Origin of the sequence: Escherichia sp. GZ89, from assembly GCF_019366485.1 — a bacterium.
Classification (GTDB): Bacteria; Pseudomonadota; Gammaproteobacteria; order Enterobacterales; family Enterobacteriaceae; genus Escherichia; species Escherichia fergusonii.
In genome coordinates this window covers 407,539-419,202 of sequence record NZ_JAEOHX010000002.1, presented here as the reverse complement: position 1 = coordinate 419,202, position 11,664 = coordinate 407,539, and the positions used below count along the sequence as shown (strand labels likewise).

The 11,664-nt window shown below is 49.5% G+C and carries 10 protein-coding genes and 1 pseudogene; 1 reads left to right on the top strand and 10 read right to left on the bottom strand.

Going from position 1 to position 11,664, the window contains the following annotated elements:
* Positions 1-89 precede the first annotated feature (89 nt).
* From mscS to cmtB, 10 genes and pseudogenes are all read right to left on the bottom strand, one after another.
* Positions 90-965: a small-conductance mechanosensitive channel MscS gene (mscS, locus tag K0335_RS06340; RefSeq protein WP_046080671.1), complete on the bottom strand. Its 876-nt coding sequence runs from the start codon at positions 963-965 to the stop codon at positions 90-92.
* A 357-nt stretch (positions 966-1,322) separates the two neighbouring features.
* A complete protein-coding gene (fbaA, locus tag K0335_RS06335; RefSeq protein ID WP_000034372.1) occupies positions 1,323-2,402 on the bottom strand; it encodes a class II fructose-bisphosphate aldolase in 1,080 nt (359 codons plus the stop codon).
* An 89-nt stretch (positions 2,403-2,491) separates the two neighbouring features.
* On the bottom strand, positions 2,492-3,655 hold the full coding sequence (pgk, locus tag K0335_RS06330) for a phosphoglycerate kinase (protein ID WP_000111269.1): 1,164 nt from the start codon (positions 3,653-3,655) through the stop codon (positions 2,492-2,494).
* A gap of 49 nt (positions 3,656-3,704) precedes the next feature.
* Entirely contained in the window at positions 3,705-4,724 is a 1,020-nt protein-coding gene (epd, locus tag K0335_RS06325; RefSeq protein WP_000218480.1) for an erythrose-4-phosphate dehydrogenase, read from the bottom strand.
* A gap of 284 nt (positions 4,725-5,008) precedes the next feature.
* Complete coding sequence (locus K0335_RS06320; protein ID WP_000687718.1) at positions 5,009-5,722, bottom strand: nucleoside/nucleotide kinase family protein; 714 nt, start codon at positions 5,720-5,722, stop codon at positions 5,009-5,011.
* A complete protein-coding gene (gene fumE / locus K0335_RS06315; RefSeq protein ID WP_104920298.1) occupies positions 5,719-6,228 on the bottom strand; it encodes a fumarase E in 510 nt (169 codons plus the stop codon). Before fumE ends, K0335_RS06320 begins: the two co-directional genes overlap by 4 nt.
* 21 nt (positions 6,229-6,249) lie before the next feature.
* Positions 6,250-7,216: pseudogene (glpX, locus tag K0335_RS06310) on the bottom strand (class II fructose-bisphosphatase).
* On the bottom strand, positions 7,213-8,490 hold the full coding sequence (locus K0335_RS06305; RefSeq protein WP_000853206.1) for a zinc-binding dehydrogenase: 1,278 nt from the start codon (positions 8,488-8,490) through the stop codon (positions 7,213-7,215). The pseudogene glpX and the gene K0335_RS06305 overlap by 4 nt, the downstream one beginning before the upstream one ends.
* Before the next feature lie 14 nt (positions 8,491-8,504).
* Positions 8,505-9,893: a PTS mannitol transporter subunit IICB gene (gene cmtA / locus K0335_RS06300; protein ID WP_219393773.1), complete on the bottom strand. Its 1,389-nt coding sequence runs from the start codon at positions 9,891-9,893 to the stop codon at positions 8,505-8,507.
* A 27-nt stretch (positions 9,894-9,920) separates the two neighbouring features.
* Positions 9,921-10,364: a PTS mannitol transporter subunit IIA gene (cmtB, locus tag K0335_RS06295; RefSeq protein ID WP_046080676.1), complete on the bottom strand. Its 444-nt coding sequence runs from the start codon at positions 10,362-10,364 to the stop codon at positions 9,921-9,923.
* Positions 10,365-10,740: 376 nt separating this feature from the next.
* Between cmtB and K0335_RS06290 the strand changes: the two genes are divergently transcribed.
* Positions 10,741-11,649: a prohibitin family protein gene (locus K0335_RS06290; RefSeq protein WP_000646922.1), complete on the top strand. Its 909-nt coding sequence runs from the start codon at positions 10,741-10,743 to the stop codon at positions 11,647-11,649.
* The last annotated feature ends 15 nt before the right edge of the window (positions 11,650-11,664 follow it).

Here is an 11,664-nt window from a genome sequence, read left to right as displayed (position 1 = left end):
CGTGGCTGCAACCCTACTAGCTCAAAATTTATTCACACATGGTTACGCTTTGGGGAAATTATGAGGGGATCTCTCAGCGCTTCACATGATTAACGTGTTACCGCTTCGCTCTCTTTATTCTCTTTCACCCGCTTAAAGTTCACATCCATTTGCGGGTACGGGAAGCTGATACCGGCGGCATCAAATTCACGTTTAATACGCTCCAGCACATCCCAATACACGTTTTGCAGATCGCCGCTGTTGCTCCAGACGCGGACCACGAAATTAATCGACGATGCGCCAAGTTCGTTCAGACGCACAGTCATTTCGCGATCTTTCAAAATGCGGTCTTCAGACTGGATAATATTGGTCAGGATCTGCTTAACCTGATCGATATCGGAATCATACGCCACGCCAATAATAAATTCGTTACGGCGAACTGGCTCGCGGGAGAAGTTAATAATATTCCCGGCAATAATTTTACCGTTCGGAATAACGATAATTTTACCGTCAGCAGTACGCATGGTGGTGGAGAAAATCTGCACGCTCAGCACAGTACCGGCTACGCCGCCGAGGTCAACATATTCTCCGGCACGGAACGGGCGGAACATGACCAGTAACACGCCAGCGGCCAGGTTAGACAGTGACCCCTGCAAAGCCAGACCAACAGCTAAGCCTGCGGCACCGAGTACAGCAATGACTGACGCGGTTTGTACGCCCACGCGCCCCAGTGCAGCGATTAGCGTAAAGGCGATAATTCCGTAACGGACTAATGCAGAAAGAAAATCAGCAACGGTGGCATCGATTTTACGGGAGATCATCAGGCGATTCACCGCGTTGGAAATCATCCGCGCGATAATCAAACCAACGATGATGATCGCGAGTGCCGCCACGATGTTTACTGCATAACTTAGCAGCAGCGCCTGGTTAGCCACCAGCCAGCTCCCCGCGCCGTTTATGCTATCGACAACATTCAAATCTTCCATTCAATATTCCTTTTCAACTGACTCAAAATGGAGAAATACACTCCGCCGCCTTATGACGGGCAGTCTGACAAGGGTAAACAATAAAGCATAATTTTGCCAAATAGATCACAGATTTCTCATCTGCATCACCTTGCTTTTGGTGAAAAAAGATCCGCAGAGCGGGCCTCAGACAGATAGCAATGTGCGATTTGTCATACTGGATGCGGCTTTAACGCCTTACCAGACCTACAAAAGCCTGTAAATTCAGTATATTGCAGGATATGTGTAGGCCTGATAAGCGTAGCGCATCAGGCATTTTTTCTTTTGGCGAAAAAAAGACCCGCAGAGCGGGCCTTGAGATAAGCAGAAAGGAATGACTTAAAGAACGTCGATCGCGTTCAGTTCCTGGAATGCTTTTTCCAGACGAGCGATCATCGAAGTCTGACCGGCACGCAGCCATACGCGCGGATCGTAGTATTTCTTGTTCGGCTGATCTTCGCCTTTCGGGTTGCCCAACTGACCCTGCAGATAAGCTTCGTTCGCTTTGTAGTAGTTCAGAACACCTTCCCAGGTTGCCCATTGGGTATCGGTATCGATGTTCATTTTCACTACGCCGTAGCTTACGGAGTCTTTGATTTCCTGAGCAGTAGAACCGGAACCGCCGTGGAATACGAAGTTCAGGCTGTTGTGCGGCAGGTTGTGTTTCTTGGAAACATATTCCTGAGAGTCACGCAGGATGGTCGGAGTCAGAACAACGTTACCCGGCTTGTATACGCCGTGTACGTTACCGAAGGACGCTGCGATGGTGAAGCGCGGGCTGATTTTGCTCAGCTCGGTGTAAGCGTAATCAACGTCTTCCGGCTGGGTGTACAGTGCAGAAGCGTCCATGTGGCTGTTGTCCACGCCGTCTTCTTCACCACCGGTGCAACCCAGTTCGATTTCCAGAGTCATGCCGATTTTGGACATACGCTCCAGGTATTTAGAGCAGATTTCGATGTTCTCTTGCAGAGATTCTTCAGACAGGTCGATCATGTGAGAAGAGAACAGCGGCTTACCGGTAGCTGCGAAGTGTTTTTCACCCGCGTCCAGCAGACCGTCGATCCACGGCAGCAGTTTTTTCGCGCAGTGGTCGGTGTGCAGGATAACTGGAACACCATAGTGTTCAGCCATCTGGTGAACGTGATGCGCACCAGAGATCGCACCCAGGATAGCAGCACCCTGCGGAACGTCAGATTTCACGCCTTTACCAGCGATAAAGGAAGCACCACCGTTAGAGAACTGAACGATAACCGGCGCTTTAACTTTAGCCGCGGTTTCCAGTACGGCGTTGATGGAGTCAGTACCGACGCAGTTTACTGCTGGCAGTGCGAAGTTGTTTTCTTTTGCTACCTGGAAAACTTTCTGTACGTCATCACCAGTGATTACGCCAGGTTTTACGAAATCAAAAATCTTAGACATGTCTCTTGTCCTGTATCGTCGGGCTGTAGAAAATTGCGTGCTCTAAAAGCGCGCTGCAACAAGGGCAGGTTTCCCTGCCCTGTGATTTTTTACTTCTTAGCGCGCTCTTCGAGCATCGCTACTGCAGGCAGTACTTTACCTTCCACGAATTCGAGGAATGCGCCGCCGCCAGTGGAGATGTAGGAGATTTTGTCAGCAATGCCGAACAGGTCGATTGCTGCCAGAGTGTCGCCGCCGCCAGCGATGGAGAACGCTTCGCTGTCTGCGATAGCGTTAGCCACGATTTCAGTACCTTTGCGGAAGTTCGGGAATTCGAACACGCCAACCGGGCCGTTCCACAGAATGGTTTTCGCATTCTTCAGGATTTCAGCCAGTTCCTGCGCAGAAGCATCGCCGATATCCAGGATCTGCTCGTCAGCTTTCACATCGTTAACAGATTTCAGGGTAGCCGGTGCAGTTTCAGAGAACTCAGTTGCTACGCGAACGTCAGACGGAACCGGAATGTTGCAGGTGGTCAGCAGACGTTTTGCTTCGTCAACCAGGTCAGCTTCGTACAGGGATTTACCCACATCGTGGCCTTGTGCCGCGATAAAGGTGTTAGCGATACCACCACCCACGATCAGCTGGTCAGCGATTTTGGACAGGGAATCCAGAACGGTCAGTTTGGTAGATACTTTAGAACCACCAACGATAGCCACCATCGGGCGAGCAGGTTCTTTCAGTGCTTTACCCAGCGCGTCCAGTTCAGCTGCCAACAGCGGGCCTGCGCACGCAACATCAGCGAATTTACCGATACCGTGAGTAGAAGCCTGCGCGCGGTGAGCAGTACCGAATGCGTCCATTACGAACACGTCACACAGTGCAGCATATTTTTTGGACAGGGTTTCGTCGTCTTTCTTCTCGCCTTTGTTGAAGCGAACGTTTTCCAGAACAACCAGTTCACCTTCAGCAACGTCAACGCCGTCGAGGTAATCTTTAACCAGACGAACCGGGTTAGACAGTTTGTCTTTCAGGTAGTTAACAACCGGCAGCAGAGAGAATTCTTCGTTGTACTCGCCTTCGGTAGGACGACCCAGGTGGGAAGTTACCATCACTTTCGCGCCTTGTTTCAGGGCCAGTTCGATGGTCGGCAGAGAAGCACGGATACGCGCGTCGCTGGTTACTTTCCCGTCTTTTACTGGTACGTTCAGATCCGCACGGATAAATACACGTTTCCCAGCAAGATCCAGATCGGTCATCTTAATTACAGACATGGTGAATCCTCTCGTTGATTCTAAAAGTTTTGCAGACGCTGCTTGCGTCTTACCTGAAAGCAACAGTAGCCATAGCTAACGTCGTATCGAGCATTCGGTTAGCAAAGCCCCATTCGTTATCGCACCAGACCAACGTTTTGATCAGGTGTGCGCCACTGACCCGGGTTTGGGTGCCATCGACAATGGCACTGTGCGGATCGTGGTTAAAATCTACAGAGACCAACGGCAATTCCGTATAGTCAACTATACCATGAAATGCACCTTGTGCTGCTTTTTGCAGCAACAGGTTGACTTCATTGGCTTTTACAGGTTTCTTCACCGTCACGCTTAAATCGATTGCCGTCACATTTATGGTTGGTACACGCACCGCAATCGCTTCAAAGCGATCGTTAAATTGCGGAAAAAATCGTGTGATACCGGCTGCCAGTTTAGTATCGACTGGAATGATCGACTGGCTGGCTGCCCGGGTGCGACGCAGGTCAGGATGATATGCATCAATAACCTGTTGATCGTGCATGGCGGAGTGAATTGTGGTCACAGTGCCGGACTCAATACCGTACGCATCATCTAACAATTTGATGACGGGAATTATGCAATTCGTGGTACAGGAAGCGTTAGAAACGATGCGGTGTTCCGCACGAAGTTGATCCTGATTGACGCCGTAAACCACGGTCGCGTCGAGATCGTTACTACCAGGATGTGAAAAGAGCACTTTTTTGGCCCCGGCGGCAATATGTGCTTCGCCATGCTCGCGGGAGCCATATACGCCGGTACAGTCGAGAACCACATCGACGCCAAGTTCACGCCATGGGAGCGATTGCAGTGAACGTTCGTGCAATACGCGGATGGCGTCATCACCAACAAAAAGTTGATCGCGTTCCTGTCGTACTTCCCATGCAAAACGGCCATGACTGGTGTCATATTTCAACAAATGCGCCATGCCCGCAGCATCCGCCAGTTCGTTGATTGCCACCACGGTAATTTCCGCCCGGCGTCCGGATTCATACAAAGCACGAACCACATTACGCCCGATGCGACCGAAGCCATTTATCGCTACGCGTACGGTCATAGATCTCCTGCAAGGTTTTCCCTGAGCAAATTTGCCAAACAGAGTAATCCAGCAAATCGTCCGGGGAAACCTTACCTGTCGCAAACTGCGACTGATTGGTTAATTGTCGAACATTTAATCGACTGAAACGCTTCAGCTAGGATAAGCGAAACGTGGAATAAAAGGAATGATTGTCCAGTCAAAGAAGACAATTATCTGACTTGCATCACACTTTCTTCCCTTCTTGCAGGAGGCTTTATTCCAGACTGGCGTAATAATAACCACGCAATAACTGGAATAAATTGTCAGCTTATGAAGTGATACCTGCCTTCTTCCGTCATCTCTAATATCAGATTGGCCTGACAACTATTCAGCAGCACACGCTCGACATTAGGACCATCGGTTCGGGCATAAAAAGCTTCGGCTTCATCCCGCGATAATCCCCCCGCAATTTTACGACTAATCAAGCGTTCCCGCAGAATTTGAACGGGTGCATGAATAAAAACAGAAAAATCGCAGAAAGATGCCAACGCCCGCCACTTCTCGTCATCCAGCAACAACCAGTTTCCTTCGACGATGACGAGTGGTGCGGTAACGTGCAACGCATCTTCAACAGGCTCATGCTTTTGTCGATCGTACTGCGGCCACGTACAATCCCCTTCCACTACCTGGCGCAGATTTTCCGCCAGTTTCGCTACATCGAATGTCTCTGGTGCACCTTTGAAGGGGCGCAATTGATGCGCATCCAGCCAGCTATTGTAATGGTGAAAACCATCCATCGGCAGCGTCTGAATAGCGGGTAGTTCCGGGTCTTGTTGCGCGAGATATTCCCAGAAGGTGGTCAGGGTAGATTTACCCGTCCCCGGCGGAGCGCAAAGAAAAACCACCCTACGCCGCTGCGGATTTACCGTCTGTAAGGCTGCCAGCATACGCAGCAACGGTTTATGCACATTTTCAATCTCTTCGTTCGGGTACTGTGCCTGTACCTTTAATCCATTCACCGTCAGTTCGATTTTCACGGCGTTAATTCCTTTAAGGTGGTCGTTACTGCCAGCGTCAGCGCCGTTTTGACCATCCCACTAAAACGCACTTCTGACCAGACGGCGAAATCAGCGAACTTCATCGCTTTTAACACGTCAAAGAGCGTCGCATTGCGGGTTATGCTATTGACGTTGCTGATAAAATCCCAGGTCATGTCATCGGCAAATCCGGGCGTTTCATCCTGTTCGTTCAGGTAATGCCAGAACTGGGAAAAATGCGTGATATCGGCGTACAGCCATTTATCCATTTTCCCCAGCGCATAAATCAAACGCAGTGCAACATCAATATCGTCAAGCGGGCCGCTTTGGGCGAGTAACGGCTTCACTGCATATTCGACGATCTCTTCATCGTTATTGACAAACAGCGACGGCAGAAACTGGCGTATCCCCTGGAGCAAAATAGAATGCGCAGTTTTCATAAATGACAATAAATTGTCCTGTGCGTCCAGTTGCTCAAGCACATCATCTTCTGTCAGCGTCGCCATTCGTCTTCCGATAGATCACCATCAATGCAGGGAGTCTATTATATTACACGTTTGGTCCGCGCCGCCGATCAGTAATGTCTGCGTCCGCACCCCATTCGCCGTCTGTTGGATACCATTCACCAACTCGCCGCCCGTCACGCCCGTAGCGCTAAAGAGGATATCCTTCCCCTTCACCAGTTCATCGAGCGAGTACACACGGTTCACTTCACCCCCCATTGCCTTGCAACGCTGGCGTTCCTGTTCTGCAATCTGCCGATTTTCCGTGTAATCCCCTTTTGCCTGGCAAAAATCAATCAGCTCGGCCTGCATATCCCCGCCCAATGCTTTAACAGCACAGGCAGAAATAACACCTTCCGGCGCGCCGCCGATGGTGTACATCACGTCGTAAGGATTATCCTGCCAGCAGGTCAGCACGCTGGCGGCGACATCGCCATCCGGCAGGGCAAAAACCTTCACGCCCAGCTGTGTTGCTTCCTCAATTGCGGCACTCAGGCGCGGTTTATCCAGCGTAACCATACGCAGCTTATCCAGCGGTTTGCCTAACGCTTTCGCCACGTTGCGCAAGTTGTCCGCCAGAGGCAAAGACAGATCAATCGCGCCCGCCGCCAGCCGATTAACAACCAGTTTTTTCATATACATATCGGGCGCGTGTAACAGGCTATCTCGAGGGGCGAAAGCCATGACCGCCAGCGCATTGCTCTGCCCCATCGCCACCATCCGCGTGCCTTCAATCGGGTCAACCGCGATATCGACTTCTGGCCCATCGCCTTTGCCCACCTCTTCGCCAATCCACAGCATCGGCGCATGGTCAATTTCTCCCTCGCCGATGACCACTCGCCCACGAAAAGCGACATCGTTTAATGCCTGGCGCATCGCGGTGACCGCCAGGCCATCAATTTTATTTTTGTTGCCACATCCGGTTTGCGGCCAGGCAGCCAACGCTGCCTGCTCCGTAACGCGAAATAATGGGCCACGCCAGGGACATCATTGCGCGGCCTCCCCGATATCAACGCCAAATTGCGCCAGCAGATATTTCTCGGCCTGTTCATTCCAGATGCCGTGCGTTTCCTCAACTAACCGCGCCAGCTCTTTAAACAGCGGATCTGTTTTGCCTTTTTCGGCAAAATCGGCAATGGCGGTGAGCGGCATGGTAACGCCGTTGTAAATGAGTTTTTTACCACCGGGGATATCCGGTAAATTGAGAACGGTTTCTGGCACTGCATCCAGGCCACCGATATGCGTCACCATAAACGACGGTTGCAACTGCCCCGTAGCACTCAGGGCAATCGCCTCTTTCATATCGTCCGTTGAACCACCCGATGTACCGACGACGTGCGTGCTGTTGTAATGGACGTTGTAGAAATTAAACGGCACTTTGAAGTTTTTATCCGTCGGCCCGGCAAAGAAGTTCAGGCAGCCATCTTCCGCCAGTAATTCGTCAGCCATCTCAACGACAGCAGGCACCGCCGCATAAACAAAAATGTCATCGAATCCGGCATCTCCTGTCAGCGCCCGCAGCCTCTGGACTGGGTCGCTCATTCCTTTGGTATTCACATATATCAGCTCAATGCCTTTGCTGGCCGCCAGCTCCACCGGCAGCAGCTTCTGCACCTGTGCCAGGCGTTTTTCGTCGATATCGACCACCACTACCCGCGACGGTTGTATGCCGCCGTTAATAGCGTAATCGATAGCGCCTATCCCCATCGGGCCCGCACACGCCAGCAGCGCAATATTGCCGCCAGGTTTGACGCCCATGCGATGCTCATAAACATATTGCGTGGTGTGATAATTGGCATGATAAGCGCCAATAATGCAGCACATAGGCTCTGCCAACGACGCCGCAGCAAAATAAGATCCGTGATACGGTAATACGCAGCCCAAATTAATGGCTACCTCTGGAATAATCATATAGGTGGCGTTACCGCCAAAATATTCGTAGCTGTATCCCGCAGAATACCCGCTTGGTAGCCCCATCGCCGGTTGCAATACAAATCGCTGACCTTTTTTATATTTGTCAGTGAGATTTTTACCCACCTCAACAATCACTCCGGCGCATTCATGCCCGGTAATGACCGGATGATTTTCTAAATCGTCGGGCACGCGTTTATGTTCGCTGCCGAGCAACGCCGCTTTCCATGTCGATAAACAGACGCTGTCGGAAATAACGCTGACCAAAAGTTCGTTATCAGTAATTTCGGGCAGTTCAAATTCGCGCAGACGGACATCCCGCTTGCCATAAATAGCAGCAACTTTGGTTTTCATTTTTACCTCGGCAATCAGTTTTTATGTTCAGCGGTTAATTGATTAAATAAAGTGTCGAGTTTGAGATCGCCAATATAGTTATTAATCAATATCAGCGGTTTATCCGTCGCACGTTTCACGCGCCCTTCCAGACTAGCGTGAGTAACGACGATATCCGCATCCGCAGGCACGTTTTCTATCGCGTAATGTTTTACTTCTATTGCCAGCCCCGCTTTTTCCAGGCGCTTACGGAAGGTGCTTGCGCCCATCGCGCTGGAGCCCATTCCCGCATCGCAAACAAAGGCGATACGCTTAACCCGGCTTAACGAGAATGCACCTTCTTGTTTCATCGCCTTAACCGCATTGGCGGACTGCGCAAACTCATCCTCGCTCTCCGTTTCCACCGTTTTTTCCATCTTCAGTATTACGGAAGTGATAGCAAAGGACACCAGGGTACCTACCGTAACACCGGCAATTGTCGCCAGGAATGAGCCTTTCGGCGTCAGTGCCAGGTACGCAAAGATAGAGCCTGGACTTGGGCCAGCCACCAGACCACCGTCCAGTAAGTTAAACATCCAGGTGCCAGTCATACCGCCCGCAATCATGGCAATAATGGTCAGTGGCTTCATCAGCACATACGGGAAATACAGTTCGTGGATGCCGCCGAGGAAGTGAATAATCATCGCCCCAGGCGCAGAACGTTTACTCATCCCTTTACCAAACAAGGTAAATGCCAGCAGCAGCTCTAAGCCAGGCCCAGGGTTGGACGCCACCATAAAGAAGATGGATTTACCGTTAACTGAAGCCTGTTGCATCCCCAACGGGTAATAGACGCCCTGATCTATCGCGTTATTGAGGAAAAGCACTTTCGCCGGTTCATTGATGACTGACAGCAAAGGCAGATAGCCCGCATGTACCAGCGCCTCAATACACTCTTTGACGAAAGTATTGGCAATTAACACCGCCGGGCCGATAACTTCAAAACCCAGCAGACAAAGGAGCATCCCAGCGATACCTAATGAGAAGTTATTGATAACCATCTCAAAACCAGCAGGTATGCGTTTTTCCAGTGCCTTATCGACATATTTTATGACCAGCCCACCTAACGGTCCCATGATCATTGAGCCAAGGAACATCGGAATCTCTGCGCCGACGATTACACCAATTGTCCCTATTCCGCCCATTACCGCGCCGCGTTTACCGCCGACTAAATGGCCACCGGTAGAACCAATCATCACCGGTAATAAATAGGTGATCATGGGGCCGACAATTTTGGCGAAATGTTCGTTAGGCAACCAACCGGTGGGAATAAATAACGCCGTTATAAAACCCCAGGCAATAAAAGCACCAATATTGGGAATGACCATTGCAGTCAAAAAGCCCCCAAAAGCCTGGACCTTTGCACGAGCAGACTTGTTTTCCATAATATTATCCTGTAGAGGAGAGAGTCATTATTCGCGGCTGATAATGTCCGCTAATTGTTTTTCTGATGATGCGGTTAAGAGTTGTTCGAGTATTTCTTCTTCGCACAGCAATTCACTTAACGCCTGAATAGCGCCAATATGTGAATCGGCATCGGCAGCAGAAAGCCCGATGAGTAATTTAATCGGTTCGTCATTCCCCGGAAAATAAACGCCTTGTTTAAGTAACGTCAAAGACATCCCGGTTTTAAGCGCCCCACATTCCGGTCGCGCATGAGGCATTGCCACGCCTGGCGCGAGAATATAATAAGGGCCATTGCTAATGGTGGAATTTTTAATAGCCTGAATGTAATTCTCACTGATATAGTTTTTATCCAGCAATGAAGCCATCGAAAAATCGATAACTTCCTGCCAGTCTTTTGCTGAATGTATAACTGAAATTGATGATTTTGGAAAATAATTAATAAGCCGCATAAATTATCCTTATTTTATTTTTAGGGTACCGTCCGACGGTAAAAATAAAATACCCGCGTAAAAATTTGAAAGCAATTGGACCTGGAAGGAGAGCGCTCCGGCAGGAAAAAATAATAAAACCTTAAATAACAATTTGTTGATTTCAATAATTAAAAAGTCAATATTATATTTGCGAAATTCATCACAATTCACACAATATAATTATTGGTTTATTTGTGATGTATATCACCATTTATTAATTGAAAGTCCAAAAATGAACTTTTTAGTTATTCATCCTTTTTGGTTGTTCCTTTATGGATTCTGAATTCATGGCAACTGGCTGTTCTCCTTTCATTTCGTGTGACATATTCCCTTTCTTTGCTCACGGATGATTCACATGAAAGCTCCAGTTTCTTTTCCTTCGCTTCGCCCACAAAAATTTATTGGCATTACTGTTGGCGTACTGGCAGTCATTACGCTGCCATTTCTTTCGTATTACACCGTAAACGAAGGCGAACGCGGCATTTTATTGCGCTATGGCAAGATCGTTAAAGTTGCCGAACCCGGTCTTGGATTCAAAATTCCCTTTATGGAAAGTGTCGAGAAAATCTCCACACGTAACCAGGCTGTAGTGTATCAGGGATTACAAGCCTACAGCCGTGACCAGCAACCAGCACAAATGACCGTGTCGGTTAGTTTTCATATTAAGCCTTCAGAAGCTGGCGCAGTTTATACTACCTACAACACTATAGAATCTTTAAAAGAGCGTCTGATCGTCCGCCAGCTGCCAACCCAACTGGAGAACGTTTTCGGGCAATATACAGCCATTAGCGCGGTACAAGATCGTACAAAACTGGTGCAGGATCTGCAAAACGCGATGCGCAAAGCGGTTGTTGGCCCGGTAGTGATAGACGGTGTTCAGATCGAGAACATTGATTTTTCAGATGCTTATGAGAAATCAATTGAAGACCGAATGAAAGCGGAAGTTGCAATTGCTACTCGCAGGCAAAATCTTGAGACGGAAAAAATCCAGGCGCAAATTGCGGTAACTCAGGCCCAGGCTGAAGCTGACAGTAAACTGGCGGCAGCCAAAGCAGAAGCTGAGACCATTCGCGTAAAAGGCGCGGCAGAAGCGGAAACTATTCGTTTGAAAAGTGCGGCTGAAGCAGAAGCTATCCGCCTGCGCGGGGAAGCCCTGCGAGATAATCCAGGCCTTGTTGCCCTTACCACTGCAGAGCGTTGGGACGGTAAATTACCCGATACCATGATCCCCGGCAGTACAGTTCCGTTTATCTCTACTAAGTAAAAAAAGGGCCGCTTT

Bases quoted from the DNA above. Each gene is read 5' to 3' on its own strand.
- mscS (WP_046080671.1), bottom strand. From the start codon at position 965: ATGGAAGATTTGAATGTTGTCGATAGCATAAACGGCGCGGGGAGCTGG.
- fbaA (WP_000034372.1), bottom strand. From the start codon at position 2,402: ATGTCTAAGATTTTTGATTTCGTAAAACCTGGCGTAATCACTGGTGAT.
- pgk (WP_000111269.1), bottom strand. From the start codon at position 3,655: ATGTCTGTAATTAAGATGACCGATCTGGATCTTGCTGGGAAACGTGTA.
- epd (WP_000218480.1), bottom strand. From the start codon at position 4,724: ATGACCGTACGCGTAGCGATAAATGGCTTCGGTCGCATCGGGCGTAAT.
- fumE (WP_104920298.1), bottom strand. From the start codon at position 6,228: ATGGCGACGCTGACAGAAGATGATGTGCTTGAGCAACTGGACGCACAG.
- K0335_RS06305 (WP_000853206.1), bottom strand. From the start codon at position 8,490: ATGAAAACCAAAGTTGCTGCTATTTATGGCAAGCGGGATGTCCGTCTG.
- cmtA (WP_219393773.1), bottom strand. From the start codon at position 9,893: ATGGAAAACAAGTCTGCTCGTGCAAAGGTCCAGGCTTTTGGGGGCTTT.
- cmtB (WP_046080676.1), bottom strand. From the start codon at position 10,364: ATGCGGCTTATTAATTATTTTCCAAAATCATCAATTTCAGTTATACAT.
- K0335_RS06290 (WP_000646922.1), top strand. From the start codon at position 10,741: ATGAAAGCTCCAGTTTCTTTTCCTTCGCTTCGCCCACAAAAATTTATT.